This window comes from Pseudomonas taetrolens, assembly GCF_900475285.1.
GTDB classification, from domain to species: Bacteria; Pseudomonadota; Gammaproteobacteria; order Pseudomonadales; family Pseudomonadaceae; genus Aquipseudomonas; species Aquipseudomonas taetrolens.
Genome location: NZ_LS483370.1, coordinates 1,359,534 through 1,376,610, shown reverse-complemented (window position 1 = coordinate 1,376,610; position 17,077 = coordinate 1,359,534). Strand labels below are relative to the sequence as shown.

The 17,077-nt window shown below is 58.1% G+C and carries 14 protein-coding genes; 4 read left to right on the top strand and 10 right to left on the bottom strand.

The features are described from left to right. Nucleotides 1-4 precede the first annotated feature (4 nt). Nucleotides 5-2,707 (top strand): DEAD/DEAH box helicase, encoded by a 2,703-nt coding sequence (locus tag DQN55_RS06655; RefSeq protein WP_048382335.1) that lies wholly within the window; start codon nt 5-7, stop codon nt 2,705-2,707. 29 nt (nt 2,708-2,736) lie between these two features. Here the strand turns inward: DQN55_RS06655 and nagZ are convergent, their stop codons facing one another. Beyond that, nucleotides 2,737-3,747 (bottom strand): beta-N-acetylhexosaminidase, encoded by a 1,011-nt coding sequence (gene nagZ / locus DQN55_RS06650; RefSeq protein WP_048382334.1) that lies wholly within the window; start codon nt 3,745-3,747, stop codon nt 2,737-2,739. Between the two features lie 181 nt (nt 3,748-3,928). Further along, nucleotides 3,929-4,636 (bottom strand): TetR/AcrR family transcriptional regulator, encoded by a 708-nt coding sequence (locus DQN55_RS06645; protein WP_048382333.1) that lies wholly within the window; start codon nt 4,634-4,636, stop codon nt 3,929-3,931. Between the two features lie 260 nt (nt 4,637-4,896). On the opposite strand from DQN55_RS06645, the gene lexA reads away from it, so the two are divergent. Both lexA and sulA read left to right on the top strand, forming a co-directional pair. After that, nucleotides 4,897-5,505: a transcriptional repressor LexA gene (gene lexA / locus DQN55_RS06640; protein WP_048382332.1), complete on the top strand. Its 609-nt coding sequence runs from the start codon at nt 4,897-4,899 to the stop codon at nt 5,503-5,505. Between the two features lie 10 nt (nt 5,506-5,515). Further along, nucleotides 5,516-5,989, top strand: coding sequence for an SOS-induced cell division inhibitor SulA (sulA, locus tag DQN55_RS06635; RefSeq protein ID WP_048382331.1), 474 nt, complete (start codon nt 5,516-5,518; stop codon nt 5,987-5,989). Between the two features lie 72 nt (nt 5,990-6,061). Here sulA and DQN55_RS06630 read toward each other — a convergent pair whose 3' ends face one another. From DQN55_RS06630 to DQN55_RS06595, 7 genes are all read right to left on the bottom strand, one after another. After that, entirely contained in the window at nt 6,062-6,295 is a 234-nt protein-coding gene (locus DQN55_RS06630; RefSeq protein ID WP_048382330.1) for a hypothetical protein, read from the bottom strand. 117 nt (nt 6,296-6,412) lie between these two features. Then, complete coding sequence (locus DQN55_RS06625; RefSeq protein ID WP_048382329.1) at nt 6,413-6,934, bottom strand: DUF6586 family protein; 522 nt, start codon at nt 6,932-6,934, stop codon at nt 6,413-6,415. 304 nt (nt 6,935-7,238) lie between these two features. After that, nucleotides 7,239-9,866, bottom strand: a complete 2,628-nt coding sequence (gene topA, locus DQN55_RS06620; RefSeq protein WP_048382328.1) for a type I DNA topoisomerase — start codon at nt 9,864-9,866, stop codon at nt 7,239-7,241. A gap of 114 nt (nt 9,867-9,980) precedes the next feature. Beyond that, nucleotides 9,981-10,217 carry a DUF1653 domain-containing protein gene (locus DQN55_RS06615; RefSeq protein WP_048382605.1) on the bottom strand — a complete coding sequence of 79 codons (237 nt, stop codon included), beginning with the start codon at nt 10,215-10,217 and terminating at the stop codon, nt 9,981-9,983. Nucleotides 10,218-10,323: 106 nt separating this feature from the next. Further along, the gene (fadA, locus tag DQN55_RS06610) at nt 10,324-11,499 is read right to left on the bottom strand and encodes an acetyl-CoA C-acyltransferase FadA (RefSeq protein ID WP_048382327.1); all 1,176 of its coding nucleotides are present in this window, start codon (nt 11,497-11,499) and stop codon (nt 10,324-10,326) included. Nucleotides 11,500-11,526: 27 nt separating this feature from the next. Further along, entirely contained in the window at nt 11,527-13,674 is a 2,148-nt protein-coding gene (gene fadB / locus DQN55_RS06605; RefSeq protein WP_048382326.1) for a fatty acid oxidation complex subunit alpha FadB, read from the bottom strand. Between the two features lie 262 nt (nt 13,675-13,936). Beyond that, nucleotides 13,937-14,374 carry a hypothetical protein gene (locus DQN55_RS06595; protein ID WP_048382325.1) on the bottom strand — a complete coding sequence of 146 codons (438 nt, stop codon included), beginning with the start codon at nt 14,372-14,374 and terminating at the stop codon, nt 13,937-13,939. Nucleotides 14,375-14,477: 103 nt separating this feature from the next. Between DQN55_RS06595 and DQN55_RS06590 the strand changes: the two genes are divergently transcribed. Then, nucleotides 14,478-14,918, top strand: a complete 441-nt coding sequence (locus DQN55_RS06590; RefSeq protein WP_048382324.1) for a universal stress protein — start codon at nt 14,478-14,480, stop codon at nt 14,916-14,918. A gap of 78 nt (nt 14,919-14,996) precedes the next feature. Here DQN55_RS06590 and DQN55_RS06585 read toward each other — a convergent pair whose 3' ends face one another. Then, nucleotides 14,997-16,916: an ATP-binding cassette domain-containing protein gene (locus DQN55_RS06585; RefSeq protein ID WP_048382323.1), complete on the bottom strand. Its 1,920-nt coding sequence runs from the start codon at nt 16,914-16,916 to the stop codon at nt 14,997-14,999. Between the last annotated feature and the right edge of the window lie 161 nt (nt 16,917-17,077).

The window sequence follows — 17,077 nt, the reverse complement described above, 5'->3', positions numbered from 1 at the left end:
CCCCATGCCCTTGAGCCAGACACCTCGGCTGACCAAGCCGCTCGCAGCGACCTGGATCAGCCGTTTCAAAGAGCAAAGCCTTGAGCGTGGCCGGCGCTACGCACTGGAAAACCGTGTCAGGATCGTGCAAATCGGCGACAGCCTGATCACCGCCAGCTGCCAGGGCTCAAGCGACAACACTTACCGCCAGACCATTCAATTACGCGAGTCCGCCAAGGGCACGCTGCTCCTGGTGAGCGCGAACTGCACCTGCCCCGTCCGCACGAACTGCAAACACACCGCAGCCGTATTACTGAAGATTGAAGACACCTTGAATTACCCTGCCGCAGCCCGGGACGCCGAGCTTCTGGAAAAACTCCAGGCCGTACTCGACTCACGCCGCCCCGCTCAACTGCCCGAACACGTGGTCGATGATGCCCGGCCCATACCTCGCCTGTGGCTGGCCAGTGTCGAGTTCAGCGCCTTTGAACCGCGCAACGGCAAAATGCAACGCTACATCCAGCACCGAGCCGCATTGTCGTTCAACTACCTTGACCAGTACGTTTCGGGGCAAAAAAACGCTGACATCCTGATTCGCCAGGAGCAGCAGATCCTGCGCATCAAGCGTCACTCCGAAACCGAGAACGCCTGCCGCGAACAACTGCGCCGCCTGGGCTTCAAAATTGCCACGCGGCAAAGCAAGGCGCTGCCGGAAAGTGCCGGCGAACTGTTCGAGATGGTCAACGACAGTGCCTGGCTGAACTTCACCCTCAACGAGATGCCCGGCTTGCGCGAACAAGGCTGGGAACTGCAGATCGATGAAGACTTCGGCTTTGACCTGAGCCCGGTGGAAGACTGGTACGCCAACGTCGATGAAGCGCCGGAACGTGACTGGTTCGACCTGGAGTTGGGGATTATCGTTAATGGCCAACGCCTGAGCCTGCTGCCGATCCTGCTGAATCTGATGCGCTCGCACACCGACATTCTCAGCCCTGAAAAGCTCGCCCGGCGCCAGGATAACGAGCTGATCCTGGTGAACATCCCGGCCACGCCCAACAGCCCCCATGGCCCGCTGCAAGTTGCCCTGCCATATGGCCGCCTGAAACCGGTACTGGCGACTCTGGGCGAGTTTTACCTGAACGAGCCCGGGGCCACTACGCTACGCATCAAAAGTGCAGATGCACCACGCCTGAACGCCCTGGATGCGCTACCCCTGCGCTGGGAAGGCGGCGAACACATTCGCGGTTTTGCCCAGCGCCTGCGCGACATCAAGGACTTCGCTGTTGAAGCGCCCGAGGGGCTGAATGCCAATTTGCGCCCTTACCAGCTTGAAGGCCTGAGCTGGATGCAGTCCTTGCGTCAGCTTGAGGTGGGCGGAATTCTCGCGGATGACATGGGACTGGGCAAAACCCTGCAAACCCTGGCCCATATCCTGTGTGAAAAGAATGCCGGTCGACTGGACCGCCCGGCCATGGTGGTGATGCCCACCAGCCTGATCCCTAACTGGCTCGACGAAGCCGCGCATTTCACGCCGCAACTCAAGGTGCTGGCGCTGTTTGGAGCCTCGCGCAAAAAGCATTTCGAGCAACTCAACGATTACGACGTGATCCTGACCACGTACGCCTTGCTGCCCAAAGACATTGAGCAACTGGCGAAACTGCCGTTGCACATCCTGGTGCTGGACGAAGCGCAGTACATCAAGAATCCCGGCAGCAAGGCCTCGCAAGCGGCCTGTGAACTGGTTGCACGGCAACGCTTGTGCCTCAGCGGCACGCCGCTGGAAAACCACCTGGGTGAGCTGTGGTCGCTGTTCCACTTCTTGTTGCCCGGCTGGCTGGGGGACGTTAAAACCTTCAACCGCGATTACCGGGTACCGATTGAACGCCATGGCAACGACGAGCGCCTGCAGCACCTCAATGCCCGGATAAAGCCGTTCTTGCTGCGCCGCACCAAGGAGCAAGTGGCCACCGAACTGCCGCCCAAAACCGAGATCATCCACTGGGTCGACCTCAACGAAGCACAGCGGGACGTGTACGAAACCATGCGCTTGGCGATGGACAAGAAGGTTCGCGACGAAATCACCCGCAAAGGCGTGGGACGCAGCCAGATCATCATCCTCGAAGCGCTGCTCAAGTTGCGTCAGGTCTGTTGTGACCTGCGTTTGGTCAGCGACAGCCCGCCGAAAAAAGGCAGCACCTCGGGCAAACTCGACAGCCTGATGCTGATGCTCGACGAGCTGTTTGCTGAAGGCCGGCGCATTTTGCTGTTCTCACAGTTCACCTCAATGCTCGGCCTGATCGAGGCCGAACTGAAGAAGCGCAATGTCAGCTACGCCCTGCTCACCGGGCAAACCCGCGACCGCCGCACGCCGGTCAGGGATTTCCAGAGTGGCAAGCTGCAGATCTTCCTGATCAGCCTCAAGGCCGGTGGCGTGGGGCTGAACCTCACTGAAGCGGACACCGTGATTCACTATGATCCGTGGTGGAACCCGGCTGCCGAAAACCAGGCGACCGACCGCGCCTACCGTATCGGCCAGGAAAAACCGGTATTCGTTTATAAAATGATCGCGCGCGGCACCGTGGAAGAGAAAATCCAGCACTTGCAACAGGAAAAGTCAGACCTGGCAGCCGGTATTCTGGATGGGCGAATCGCCGGAGACTGGAAACTGCAGGACGACGACATCGACGCCCTGTTTGCGCCGCTGCCGCCGAAAAGCGAGAAGCGCTGAAAGCACCGCTCGCGCCTGCCAGGAATGGCTCAATCGATCAATTGAGCGTCTTTGAGGGCACCCATCGCCACCCGCCAGCGCGGGTCCTGACGATAATCGGTACTGGCCCAGGCCTGACCCCGCATGCGTGCAATCCGCGGCGAAGGGGTCACCTTCATGCGCTGGGCAGCGCTGAGCGCCAGCTCTGCCGCAGCACGGTCGTTGCACACCAGCCCCATGTCGCAACCGGCCGACAGAGCTGCCTCAATTCGACTGGCGGCATCACCCACCACATGCGCACCGGCCATCGACAGGTCATCACTGAAGATCACGCCATCGAACTGCAGCTCGCCGCGCAGGATGTCCTGTAGCCAGCGACGGGAAAAACCGGCGGGCTGACTGTCGACCTGAGGGTAGATCACGTGGGCGGGCATGACCGCGGCCAGGTGTTTGCTCAAACGGGCAAACGGCACAAGGTCATGGGCCCGAATCTGCTCAAGGCTGCGCTCATCGGTCGGAATGGCCACATGGGAATCCGCCTCAGCCCAGCCGTGCCCCGGAAAATGCTTGCCCGTGGCCGCCATGCCCGCGTCATTCATCCCGCGAATAAAAGCACCTGCCAGCACAGCGGCACGCTCCGGATCACCTTCAAACGATCGACTGCCCACCACCGCGCTGCGCTGGTAATCCAGATCCAGCACCGGTGCAAAGCTCAGGTCCAGCCCGACGGCCAGCACTTCGGTCGCCATGATCCAGCCGCATTGTTCTGCCAGATACTCGGCATTCGGGTTGTCGGCAATGGCGCGCATGGCCGGCAAACGCACAAAGCCCTGACGCAAGCGCTGCACCCGCCCGCCCTCCTGATCGACTGCCAGCAGCAGGTCCGGGCGCAGGGCACGAATCGATGCGCTCAACTCGCGCACCTGGCGTGGATGCTCAATGTTGCGTGCGAAAATAATCAGCCCGCCCACTTCAGGCTGGCGCAGCAAGTGCCGGTCTTCAGCCGTCAGCCAGGTGCCGGCGACGTCGACCATCAAGGAGCCTTGCAAGGCAGAACTCATGGGTAATCCTTTAAAAAGAGAATGTTCACCCCCCGCTCGGCATACCCGGGTACAGGCATGCGCACCTCAGGCAGACGTAGCATCAGCAAGTCGACAAGGTGTGCGGATGAGGGGAATGAATCGAGGTTAGGCATGGCAGCTAGCTTAGCGGAACTCAGCTGCCACGCCCACCCGCAGCGGCTCAAACCTTGGTAGCGGCCGGCGGGGTTTTGCTGCGAGGGCGCAACTGGGCTGCAGCCATAGCCGGATCGATCACGCCACTCTCGGCACGCATGCCCGCGGCCAGAAAGGGCACCATCAGGCGCATCACCTGCTCTATCGAGGTATTGACCCCGAAGTCGGTCTCGGCAATGGCACGCAGTGCCTTGATCCCGGACATGCTGAAAGCCGCCGCGCCGAGCATGAAGTGCACGCGCCAGAACAGCTCGATAGGCGGGATCTGCGGCGCAGCTTCATTAACCAGCAGCATGTAGCGACGGAACACCTTGCCGTACATGTCTTCGAGGTAGCGCCGCAAATGGCCCTGACTCTGGCTGAACGCCAGCCCCAGCAGGCGCATGAAGATCGACAGGTCGTTGCCGCTGCGCGGCTGAATGACCAGTGCCTGCTCGACCAGCATCTCCAACAGCTCTTCAAGCCCCGGGCGATTCTCCGGTTTGGCCTGACGGCGTTCCAGTTCACGGTCGAGGTTGGCACAGAAAGGCCCCAGGAAACGCGAAAAAACGGCCTGGATCAGCGCCTTTTTCGAACCGAAATGGTAATTGACTGCCGCGAGGTTAACCCCGGCCTTGCTGGTAATCAGCCGCAATGAGGTTTCGGCAAAACCTTTTTCCGCGAACAGCTGCTCGGCAGCATCAAGGATACGTTCAACGGTTTCCGACTGGGCCATGGCTACTCCGCCTGACAAACATTTAAACAGTTGTTTGAAACATACGTTTCAGCTTGTAAAAAGTCAAGATGACGCATTCGTTTTACGACCGGGCAGTTCTGCATTTAACCACAGCCTTGGCGAATCAGGACTTGCCTCATCCACCGCCCTTTACGCCACGTTGAAGCGACCGTCCAGCGGACGGCTTGAAATGGGTGATTGCCAATAAACTTTCACTGTATATAATCCCAGTCACTGTATAAAAAGACAGAGCGATCATCATGCTAAAACTGACGCCACGCCAAGCTGAGATCCTGGCCTTCATCAAGCGATGCCTGGATGACAACGGATACCCGCCCACCCGTGCCGAGATCGCACAGGAGCTGGGCTTCAAGTCTCCAAACGCTGCCGAAGAGCATCTCAAGGCCCTGGCCCGCAAGGGCGCCATCGAGATGACACCCGGTGCCTCGCGCGGTATTCGCATCCCGGGCTTCGAAGCCAAGTCCGACGAATCCACCTTGCCCATCATTGGCCGGGTTGCGGCCGGTGCGCCGATTCTGGCGCAGGAACATGTCGAAGAATCATGCAACATCAACCCGACCTTCTTCCATCCACGCGCCGACTACCTGCTGCGGGTACAAGGCATGAGCATGAAAGACGTCGGCATCTTCGACGGCGACCTGCTGGCCGTCCACACGTGCCGCGAAGCCCGCAATGGCCAGATTGTCGTCGCCCGTATCGACGACGAGGTCACGGTCAAACGCTTCAAGCGCGAAGGCAGCAAGGTCTGGCTCATCGCTGAAAACCCGGACTTCGCGCCCATTGAAGTCAACCTCAAGGACCAGGAACTGGTCATTGAAGGCTTGAGTGTCGGCGTCATTCGCCGCTAAAGGAGGCTTCATGCAGTTCCCACACACACCGCTTCCAGCACAACTCCCGCTGTTCGAGGTCTTCATGGCACAACCCATGGCACCTGCGATCAAAGACGTGCTCGATTCACCCTGGAGCGCCGAACCTGAAGTATTCAGTGAACTGTCGTTACGCGGTGCTGCCGGAAACTGCCTGAACCTGCTTGCTCCCATGCTGCGCGAACTGAGCGAACAGCAAGACGCTCGCTGGTTGACCCTGATCGCTCCTCCGGCGAGCCTCACACAAAGCTGGCTGCGCGAGGCAGGGTTGAACCGTGAACGCATTCTGCTGCTTCAACCCAACGGCAACAAAACCGCCTTGCAACTCACGTGCGAAGCCCTGCGCCTGGGCCGTAGCCACACAGTCGTCAGCTGGATCAACCCGCTAAACGCCACGGCACGCCAACAGCTCATTGGCGCAGCGCGCACGGGCCACGGGCAAAGCTTGAATATCCGATTGGGTTAAACAGACACTACTGCCGCAGGGCTTTTGCAGAACACAAAAGCCTCCCTGTGACATGTCTCGGTCATGGGTCGCTTAATGAAGAATACGCGGCCCATCATCTTTTTCGAGCTCGCCTTCAGCCAGCCGACCAGCCATCTGCACGCCTACGCTAAGCATGGCTTTCGCCACCTCGACGTGCTGCCCCTGAAGAAACTCTTTGGCATCTTCAGAGAAGTTCAGCGTCACCAAAGACCCTTCGTCTTCAGCCCGGCGCAACTCGATACGGCCGTCTGGCAACTCGACAATTTCTAGAAAGGACGTTGGCATTAAGTTTGTTCTCCACGAAAGCGCGAGATTATACCAGTCATCGTTTACAAATTTTCCAGGATATACGCCGCATTCACTCCGGACTGATGAATGACTGTACGGTTTTGGCGATAATCCTCAGCACTCATTGAGTCCATCACGAAACCGAATGGCCAGCCCTTTCAAGGACTGACGCCACGCCTCAAGGGTCTCCCGGCTCAATTCCTCGGACGCCTCATCCTCAAGATTGACCGCCTCGATCAGCGGCTGAAAGACATCGACCTTGACCTTTTTGGGCGCCTGCAAGGGCTGGTACAGCGCGGCATGGGTGGCCACCAGCTGCGCCAGCCATGTCTGCGGAGCCCGTGCCAGCTCGACCATTTCTGCAAGCTCGGGAATAGCTGTTGCATCCAGCACTTCCTGCGTCAGCAGTAGCTCAACACGAGGCGCATTGGCTTGCGGCAGGCGATAAAAACCTGCGATCTCATGGCACAAGCCCAAAAGCGCACCATACAAATGGAATATTGCAGACTCGCGCTCAGCCTGGACCAACCCCTGCGCATTCATGGCGCGCCCTTCCCCGGCCTTGTTCATGGCATCCAGGGCCAGGCCGGCGAAATAGATTTTCTGATTGGTGCGGGTATAGAGTTCATGAGCCATGAGGGCGCTCCACAGCGAATTGAATTAGGGCTGGCAAACAGTCTCAGGGATGAGAGGCTGTGGGCGCAAGGAGCAAAGCCGGATGCCCGCTTCGCAGCAGTTGCCGCAGGCTGAGCCCGATTGCGCGGTCATCATCAATACGCAGCGTCAAACTCAACTTTCAAACCGCAGTGCTTGAGTTTGCGACGACTACGTCGCCGGACGTAGCCTGCGGCAACTGCTACGGGATAGAGGTGCACTCACAAACAAAAACCGCGCAAGGCAGACAAGCCCTTGCGCGGTTTTTTTAAGCCAGCGGCTCAGATCAAGCGTCTTTTTCCTTACGCTTGTCTTCAACCTTCCAGCTGTTACCGTCATAGAACGCACGCCAGCCGGTCGGCTTGCCATCCACTTCAGTCTGCACGTACTGCTCTTTGGTTTTGCGACTGTAGCGAATCACGGCTGGACGGCCATCCGGGTCTTTTTTCGGTGCTTCACACAAGAAGTGGTACTTGGGGTCAATTTCGTCCTTGTGCGGAACAATTTCGATCACCAAAGGCGCACGGGTCTCACGGTTTTTCGGGAATTGACTGGCAGCCAGGAACAACCCCGAAGCACCGTCACGCAGAATGTACGTATCGTTAACCTTCTCGCACTTGAGCTCCGGCATTTTCACCGGGTCCATTTTCGGCGGCGCCGCTTCACCGCTTTTCAACAGCTTGCGGGTGTTCTTGCACTCGGCATTGGTGCAACCGAAGAACTTGCCGAAACGGCCGGTCTTGAGCTGCATCTCGCTGCCGCACTTGTCGCACTCCAGGCTAGGCCCTTCGTAACCCTTGATGCGGTAGCTGCCTTCTTCGATTTCGTAGCCGGTGCAATCCGGGTTGTTACCGCAGATGTGCAGCTTGTGCTTCTCATCCAGCAGATAGGCATCCATCGCAGTGCTGCAAATCGGGCAGCGATGCTTGCCCAACAGCACCAGCGATTCTGACTCGCCTTCATCGTCAGCAGCGATTTCGTCGCCCGGCACCAGGTTGACCGTCGCCTTGCAGCGCTCTTTGGGCGGCAGGCTGTAGCCCGAACACCCGAGGAAAACACCAGTCGATGCCGTACGAATCTGCATTGGACGACCGCATTCCTTGCACGGAATATCAGTCATCACCGGCTGATTGGCACGCATGCCGCCATCTGGAGCGGCTGCAACTTCGAGTTTCTTTTTGAAGTCGCCGTAAAACTCGTCCAGCACATTTTTCCAGTCGCGCTCACCGTGCGCGACGTCATCGAGATTTTCTTCCATGCCGGCGGTGAAGCCGTAGTCCATCAGGTCAGAGAAGCTCTCGGACAAGCGCTCGGTGACGATATCGCCCATTTTCTCGGAGTAGAAACGGCGGTTGTGCAGCGCCACGTAACCGCGATCCTGAATGGTCGAGATGATTGCCGCATAGGTCGAAGGACGACCGATACCGCGTTTTTCCATCTCTTTTACCAGGCTGGCTTCGGAGTAACGTGCAGGCGGCTTGGTGAAGTGCTGGCTAGGATCGAGATCGATCAATTTCAGCACGTCGCCCTGCGCCATGTCCGGCAACACATCGTCGTCGCCCGGCTTGGCGATTTGCGGCATGACACGGGTGTAACCGTCGAACTTCAGGATGCGGCCCTTGGCACGCAGCTCAAAGTCGCCAGCAGCCACGCTGACGGTGGTCGACAAATACTTGGCCGGCAACATCTGGCACGCCACGAACTGGCGCCAGATCAGCTCGTAGAGGCGCTCAGCGTCACGCTCCATGCCCGACAGCTTGGTCGGATGCATGTTGACGTCAGAAGGACGAATCGCTTCGTGAGCCTCTTGGGCGCCTTCCTTGCTGCTGTACACGTTCGGAGCAGGCGGCAGGTACGATGCGCCGAACTCACCTTCAATATAAGTACGCGCCATTTCGACCGCATCGGCCGAAAGGTTGGTGGAGTCGGTACGCATGTACGTGATGTAGCCCGCTTCATACAAGCGCTGGGCCATCATCATGGTTTTCTTCACACCAAAGCCCAAGCGATTACTGGCGGCCTGCTGCAAGGTGGACGTGATGAACGGCGCCGACGGTTTGCTGCTGGTCGGCTTGTCTTCACGTTTGGCGATGGTATAGCTGGAGCTCTTGAGCTTCTCCAGCGCCGCCATGGCCTGTGCTTCGTTCAGCGGCTTGAAGGCCTCGCCTTTTTCACGGGCCACATCAAAACGCACCTTGGCACCCTTGGCGGTGCCCAGGTCGGCATGGATTTCCCAGTACTCTTCAGGGTTGAAGGCACGAATTTCGCGTTCGCGCTCCACCACCAGCTTCACTGCAACCGATTGCACACGGCCAGCCGACAAGCCGCGGGCAATTTTTGCCCACAGCAATGGCGAAACCATGTAACCCACTACGCGATCGAGGAACCGACGCGCCTGCTGGGCGTTGACACGATTGATGTCCAGCTCGCCCGGCCTGGAGAAGGCTTCCTGGATCGCTTTCTTGGTGATTTCGTTGAACACCACGCGCTTGTAGCGGCTGTCATCGCCACCGATGGCTTCGCGCAGGTGCCAGGCAATGGCTTCCCCCTCGCGATCCAAGTCGGTTGCGAGATAGATGGTGTCAGCATCCTTGGCGAGCCGGCGCAGCTCTTCGATGACCTTTTCCTTGCCCGGGAGGATCTCGTACTTGGCTTTCCAGCCATGATCGGGATCGACACCCATGCGCGAGATCAGCTGTTTTTGAGCCTTCTCTTTTGGCGACAGGGCCGGCGCTTCGCCCGCCGCTGCCTTGCCACGCTTGGCAGCCGGTTCTTTGCTGGCGCTAGCCGAACCGCTGGTGGGCAGGTCTCGGATATGGCCGATACTCGACTTCACCACGTACTCGTTGCCCAAGTACTTGTTGATGGTCTTGGCCTTAGCCGGGGATTCCACAATGACCAGCGATTTGCCCATGGATCAGAAAATTCCTGAATTCTAGAAGTGAAAGGCGGTTCGCGCCTGACGCGGCACCGCTATATATAGTGGCTACAAGGTGAGGTCAAGCACAGGGTTCTGCGCGACCTCGCCTCAGGGCCGGGAAAAGAGGCTGGGTTCAGCCTGGATCAGAGCAAAGCGCGGCACCTGCTCACCTTCGACGGTGACGGTTTCCAGAAACATGCTCAACGGACGCACCCAAAAACCGAAATCGCCATACAGGGCCTGGTAGAACACGACTTCTTCTTCGGTTTCAGAGTGGCGAGCCACATTGAATACCCGATATTGCGGCCCTTTGTAATGTTGATAGAGCCCAGGTTGTAGCTGCATATTGCGGCCCTCCTCATACAAATAAAAAAATACACTCAAGAAAAAATAAAAACTGCCCAAAAACAAAAACCGGGGCACATGGCCCCGGCTTCCCTCAACGCAACGCTTAAACGCGTTCGAAGACGGTGGCAATGCCCTGGCCGAGGCCAATGCACATGGTGGACAACCCGAAAGTGCCGCCATTTTGCTTCATGACATTGAGCAAGGTGCCGGAGATACGCGCACCCGAGCATCCAAATGGATGACCCAGAGCGATGGCGCCGCCGTGCAGGTTAACCTTCTCATTCATCTTGTCGAGCACTTTCAAATCTTTCAGCACTGGCAGTGCCTGTGCAGCGAAAGCTTCGTTGAGCTCAATGAAGTCGATATCGGCCATATTCAAGCCCGCACGCTTCAATGCTTTTTGTGTAGCCGGTACTGGACCATAGCCCATGATCGCCGGATCCACACCGGCAACCGCCATCGAGCGAATCACCGCCAGCGGCTGAATGCCCAGGTCCTGGGCACGCTGCGCCGACATCACGATCATGCACGAAGCACCATCGGTGATCTGCGATGAAGTACCCGCTGTCACGGTGCCGCCCTTGGGGTTGAACGCCGGTTTCAGGGCGGCCAGGCTTTCCAGGGTGGTTTCCGGACGAATGGTTTCGTCATAGTCGAAAATTTTCAGGAAGCCGTTTTCATCATAGCCCTGCATCGGGATGATTTCGTCCTTGAACTTGCCTTCCAGCGTCGCCTTGTGGGCAAGCTGGTGGGAACGCACGCCAAAGGCATCCTGCTGTTCGCGGGTAATACCGTGCATCTTGCCCAGCATTTCGGCCGTCAGGCCCATCATGCCCGAGGCTTTTGCCGCGTACAGCGACATGTGCGGGTTAGGATCAACGCCATGCATCATGCTCACATGCCCCATGTGCTCGACGCCGCCAACCACGAAAACGTCACCATTGCCGGTCATGATTGCCTGGGCTGCGGTGTGCAGGGCGCTCATGGACGAACCGCACAGGCGGCTCACGGTCTGGGCTGCGGAAGTGTGCGGGATCTGGGTCATCAGCGACGCCATGCGCGCAATGTTCCAGCCTTGCTCCAGGGTCTGGTTCACACACCCCCAAATCACATCTTCGACTTCGTTCGGGTCAACCTTGACGTTGCGCTCCAGCACTTTGCTGATCAGGTGCGCAGACATGTCTTCAGCCCGGGTGTTGCGGTGCATGCCACCCTTGGAGCGGCCCATCGGGGTGCGACCGAAGTCAACAATCACCACGTCTCTAGGATTCAAGCTCATAATTTCACTCTCACTCTAATGGGGCGCTTAACCGAAGAAGCTCTGGCCGTTCTTGGCCATCTCACGCAGCTTCGCAGTCGGGTGGTACAGCGCGCCCAAGTCAGCGTACTGATCGGCCAGGGCCACGAACTCTGCAACACCGATCGAATCGATGTAGCGCAGGGCGCCGCCACGGAACAGAGGGAAGCCAATACCGTAGACCAGGCCCATATCGGCTTCGGCTGCGGTTTCAACGATGCCGTCTTCCAGGCAACGCACGGTTTCCAGGCACAACGGGATCATCATCCAGTTGATGATGTCTTCGTCGGTGACTTCACGCTGCTCGTAGACGATCGGCTTGAGCACTTCAAGCACGCTCGAATCAACGACTTTCTTCTGCTTGCCGCGCTTGTCTGCCTCGTAGGCATAGAAACCCTTGCCGTTTTTCTGACCCAGGCGCTTGGCTTCGTACAGAGCATCAATCGCCGAGCGGCGATCGTCTTTCATGCGATCCGGGAAACCTTCAGCCATGACGTCACGGCCGTGGTGACCGGTGTCGATGCCGACCACGTCCATCAGGTAAGCCGGGCCCATTGGCCAGCCGAATTTTTCCATGACCTTGTCGATGCGCACGAAGTCGACACCGGCACTGACCAAGCGGGCGAAACCGCCGAAATACGGGAACAGCACGCGGTTGACCAGGAAGCCCGGGCAATCGTTGACGACGATCGGGTTCTTGCCCATTTTCTTGGCGTAGGCAACGGTGGTTGCTACAGCCAGATCGCTGGACTTCTCGCCACGGATCACTTCAACCAGCGGCATCATGTGCACCGGGTTGAAGAAGTGCATGCCGACAAAGTTTTCCGGACGCTTGAGGGCCTTGGCCAGCAAGCTGATGGAAATGGTCGAGGTGTTGGAGGCCAGAATGGCATCTTCCTTGACGTGGTTTTCCACTTCAGCCAGCACGGCTTGCTTGACCTTCGGGTTCTCGACTACCGCTTCGACCACCAGGTCGACGTGGCCGAAATCGCCGTAAGACAAGGTAGGACGAATGCCGTTGAGCACTTCAGCCATCTTCGCCGGGGTCATACGACCTTTATCAACGCGACCAACCAGCAGCTTGGCGGCTTCCGCCAGGCCCTGCTCGATGCCGTGTTCATTGATGTCTTTCATCAGGATCGGCGTACCTTTGGAGGCCGACTGATAGGCAATACCGCCACCCATGATGCCTGCGCCAAGTACGGCTGCCTGCTTCACGTCCCTGGCAATCTTGTCGTAGGCCTTGGCCTTTTTCTTGAGTTCCTGATCGTTCAGGAACAGGCCGATCAGGCACTGCGAAGCGGACGTCTTGGCCAGCTTGGCAAAGCCGGCAGCTTCCACTTCCAGCGCCTTGTCACGACCGAAGTTGGCGGCTTTCTGGATCGTCTTGATCGCTTCAACCGGGGCAGGATAGTTCGGGCCTGCCTGGCCGGCCACGAACCCCTTGGCCGTTTCGAAAGCCATCATTTGTTCAATGGCGTTGAGCTTGAGCTTCTCGAGCTTCGGCTGACGCTTGGCCTTGTAGTCCAGCTCGCCACTGATGGCGCGCTTGATCAGGTCCAGCGCGGCATTCGCCAATTGAGCGGGGGCAACCACAGCATCAACGGCGCTGACTTTCAGCGCATCTTCAGCGCGGTTTTCCTTGCCGGAGGCAATCCACTCCACAGCATTGTCGACGCCAATCAGACGTGGCAGGCGAACGGTGCCGCCAAAACCCGGGTAAATGCCCAGCTTGACTTCAGGCAGGCCAATCTTGGCGCTGTCGGCCATGACCCGGAAGTCCGCGGCCAGGCACATTTCGAGACCGCCACCCAGTGCGATGCCATTGATGGCCGCAACTGTCGGTACGTTGAGGTCTTCGAAATCACTGAAGATTTTGTTGGCTTCGAGATTGCCTGCAATCAGCTCGGCATCCGGCAACTTGAAGTTTTCGACGAATTCGGTGATGTCTGCGCCGACGATAAAGACGTCTTTACCGCTGGAAACGATGACACCCTTGACCGAAGCATCTGCCTTGATCGCATCCACTGCCTGACGCAATTCGTTCAGGGTTAGACGGTTGAACTTGTTGACGGACTCACCCTTGAGGTCGAATTTCAATTCGACGATGCCGCTTTCAAGAGCCGTTACCGTGATGGCTTTACCTTCGTAAATCATCAACTGATCTCCACGATATGGAAGCTGAACAGTACACGTCGGACGCTAGCGTCTGGCAGTCATTGACCTTTGCGTCAATGCTAACGCCAATCCGTCAGGCACACCCGCCAACGCGATAGTCGGGGTTATGTGAGCGTTGTCTGACATGACAAACACTCGATTCATACGCCCGTTTGATTTGGGTGACGACACCTTCACGGAAAAGCCATCGATTGTCAATTGTCCAAAACAATGATGACAAACGCTGCAGCCGCTGCCTGTATCACGCCAGAGCCCTCAGGACCTGATCAATCGCTTTCAATACGTCAGCATCGCCCTTCTCGCCCCAGACCAGCACAATCATCTGCGTATCGGCCTCGATCTTGTATACGTTGCCCGGCAGCTTGCCGAACTGTTCCAGCAGGTGGGGATCCACGCATTCTTCCTGCCAGCGATTGAGCCATTTTCCCGGTACTGATTGCCAATAGCACCATACATCTGGCTTAGTACTGCGCCGCGGATGGTGATACTGCGCGCAGGGGCTAGGCGGCTCGGGTTCGATCCAGTGAGGCCATTCCTGAGGCGCCAGCTGCATAGCCAACCCCATGCGTCGTGCTTCCATGCGCAGGTTCATGCGCCCACTCTGACTTCGAGAGGGTCGCAACCACGCCAGGGGGCTCAAAACCAGCGCCAGGATTGACACCACTATCCATACCGTCATATCTGTACTCTCATTACTTGAAAAACGAGTGACCCTGACTTGAAGCAAGGCCTTGTAAAAGGTCCATACTCATAATTAATCGCCATTTACAGGAGCGACTCACATGCCCTACGAACATATTTTGGTCGCCGTCGACCTGACCGAAGAATGTGACCCCGTGATCAACCGCGCCAGCGAAAGCGCCAAGGCTAACGGAGCCAAACTGTCACTGGTACATATCGTTGAGCCAATGGCCATGGCGTTTGGTGGCGACGTGCCAATGGACCTCTCACAATTGCAGCAACAACAATTCGATCAGGCCAAGGAACGCCTTGAGCGCCTTATCCACAAATACCCGCAGCTCTCAAAAGACAACTGCCACCTGACCTATGGTCAGCCGCGCCAGGAAATCCATGCCCTGGCCAAAGCGCAAGCCTGCGACCTGATCGTGGTCGGCAGTCATGGCCGTCACGGCCTGGCACTGCTGCTGGGCTCTACCGCCAACGACGTACTGCATGGTGCACCCTGCGATGTTCTGGCTGTAAGCCTGAAGAAAGCCGAATAAGGGCACACGCCCGCCATAGCAAAAAAGCCCGGCACCTTGTTCAAGGTGCCGGGCTTTTTCATATCAGCAGGCGCTCAATCAGGCATCCAGCTCAGCCCAACGCTCGACCAATTGCTCAAGCTCTGCCTGCAGCTTTTCAAGCTTGGCGATCACTTCTGCAGTTTTGGCCGCAGGCAGCAGGTAAAAGCCTGAATCCGCCATTTCGGCTTCAACGACAGCAATCGCCTGCTCTTTCGCATCAATATCACCCGGCAAGGCTTCCAGCTCGCGCTGTAACTTGTAGCTGAGCTTCTTTTTTGCCACAGGTGCAAGCTGAGCGGCAGCAACCGGTGCCGGAGCGGCCTCCACTACGGCAGAGTTCAAGTCGGCTTTGCCGGACTTGCTCTCGGTCACGCCCAACAGGCGAGGTGAACCGCCCTGACGCAGCCAGTCCTGATAGCCGCCCACGTATTCGCGGACCTTGCCTTCGCCCTGGAACACCAGAGTACTGGTCACCACGTTGTCGAGGAATGCCCGGTCGTGGCTGACCATCAGCACGGTGCCTTTGAAGGTCAGCAAAACCTCCTCCAGCAGCTCCAGCGTTTCAACGTCCAGGTCGTTGGTCGGCTCATCCAGTACCAGCAGGTTGGCAGGCTTGCTGAACAGCTTCGCCAGCAACAGACGCGCACGCTCACCACCTGACAGCGCCTTGACCGGCGTACGGGCACGCTGAGGGCTGAACAGGAAGTCGCCCAGATAACTGAGCACGTGGCGGCTTTGGCCGTCGATCTCGATAAAGTCGCGGCCTTCAGCCACGTTATCGATAACGGTTTTTTCCAGGTCCAACTGGTGACGCAACTGATCGAAGTAAGCTACGTCGATTCGAGTGCCCTCTTCAACCGTACCCTCGGTAGGCGTCAGACCGCCCAGCATCAGTTTCAACAGCGTGGTTTTACCCGTACCGTTGGCACCCAGCAGACCGATACGGTCGCCGCGCTGGAGCACCATCGAGAAGTCCTTGAGCAGGAACGGACCACCCGGGTGAGCAAAGCTGACGTTTTCCAGCACCATCACCTGCTTGCCGGACTTGTCGGCGGTGTCGAGCTGGATGTTGGCTTTACCGGTGCGCTCACGACGCTCGCTGCGCTCGACGCGCAATTCTTTCAACGCGCGAACACGGCCTTCGTTACGGGTACGGCGCGCCTTGATGCCCTGGCGAATCCACACTTCTTCCTGGGCCAGGCGTTTGTCGAACAAGGCGTTAGCCGTTTCTTCAGCCGCCAGGGTCGCTTCCTTGTGAACCAGGAAGCTGGCGTAGTCGCCGTTCCAGTCGATCAGGCCGCCACGATCCAGTTCCAGGATCCGGGTCGCCAGGTTTTGCAGGAATGAACGGTCGTGCGTAATGAACAGAACCGCGCCCTGGAAATCCTTCAGGGCTTCTTCAAGCCAGGCGATTGCGCCGATGTCCAGGTGGTTGGTCGGTTCGTCGAGCAGCAACAGATCCGGTTCGGAAACCAGTGCTTGCGCCAGCAGGACGCGTCGACGCCAGCCACCGGACAATTCTGCAAGCGTTTTGTCAGCCGGTAGCTGCAAGCGGCTCAGGGTGCTATCGACCAATTGCTGCAAGCGCCAGCCGTCACGGGCTTCGAGGTCTTGCTGGACGTGCATCAGCTTGTCCAGATCGGCATCGGTCACGATGTTCTGGCTCAGGTGGTGGTACTGCGCAAGCAGTTCGCCCACACCGTCCAGACCTTCGGCCACTACGTCGAACACGGTCCGTTCGTCGGCAACCGGCAACTCTTGCGGCAATTCGCCAATCTTGAGGCCGGGTGCGCGCCAGACAGAGCCGTCGTCGGGCTTTTGATCACCTTTAACCAGCTTCATCATGCTGGACTTGCCGGTGCCGTTGCGGCCGATGATGCACACCCGCTCTCCACGGGCGATCTGCCAGGACACCTTGTCCAACAACGGCATAGAGCCGAAAGCAAGGGACACATCGCTGAATTTGAGCAGGGTCATGAGCTTCTCCAAAAACTGGGCGCGCATTCTACCTGATTTGAGGCCTCGGGCGGCCGGGTATTTACTGCACGCAGCCCTCTTGCCTTCATTTAGTGCCAAGTTGTGCCCGTTGGCCGACAAGCCGTTCACGACCCGCTGGCAAAAGGCTAAGCTACGACCCA

Bases quoted from the DNA above. Each gene is read 5' to 3' on its own strand.
- DQN55_RS06585 (WP_048382323.1), bottom strand. From the start codon at position 16,916: ATGACCCTGCTCAAATTCAGCGATGTGTCCCTTGCTTTCGGCTCTATG.
- DQN55_RS06625 (WP_048382329.1), bottom strand. From the start codon at position 6,934: ATGGCTCATGAACTCTATACCCGCACCAATCAGAAAATCTATTTCGCC.
- DQN55_RS06590 (WP_048382324.1), top strand. From the start codon at position 14,478: ATGCCCTACGAACATATTTTGGTCGCCGTCGACCTGACCGAAGAATGT.
- DQN55_RS06615 (WP_048382605.1), bottom strand. From the start codon at position 10,217: ATGCAGCTACAACCTGGGCTCTATCAACATTACAAAGGGCCGCAATAT.
- DQN55_RS06595 (WP_048382325.1), bottom strand. From the start codon at position 14,374: ATGACGGTATGGATAGTGGTGTCAATCCTGGCGCTGGTTTTGAGCCCC.
- DQN55_RS06655 (WP_048382335.1), top strand. From the start codon at position 5: ATGCCCTTGAGCCAGACACCTCGGCTGACCAAGCCGCTCGCAGCGACC.
- DQN55_RS06645 (WP_048382333.1), bottom strand. From the start codon at position 4,636: ATGGCCCAGTCGGAAACCGTTGAACGTATCCTTGATGCTGCCGAGCAG.
- fadB (WP_048382326.1), bottom strand. From the start codon at position 13,674: ATGATTTACGAAGGTAAAGCCATCACGGTAACGGCTCTTGAAAGCGGC.
- DQN55_RS06630 (WP_048382330.1), bottom strand. From the start codon at position 6,295: ATGCCAACGTCCTTTCTAGAAATTGTCGAGTTGCCAGACGGCCGTATC.
- sulA (WP_048382331.1), top strand. From the start codon at position 5,516: ATGCAGTTCCCACACACACCGCTTCCAGCACAACTCCCGCTGTTCGAG.
- fadA (WP_048382327.1), bottom strand. From the start codon at position 11,499: ATGAGCTTGAATCCTAGAGACGTGGTGATTGTTGACTTCGGTCGCACC.
- topA (WP_048382328.1), bottom strand. From the start codon at position 9,866: ATGGGCAAATCGCTGGTCATTGTGGAATCCCCGGCTAAGGCCAAGACC.
- lexA (WP_048382332.1), top strand. From the start codon at position 4,897: ATGCTAAAACTGACGCCACGCCAAGCTGAGATCCTGGCCTTCATCAAG.
- nagZ (WP_048382334.1), bottom strand. From the start codon at position 3,747: ATGAGTTCTGCCTTGCAAGGCTCCTTGATGGTCGACGTCGCCGGCACC.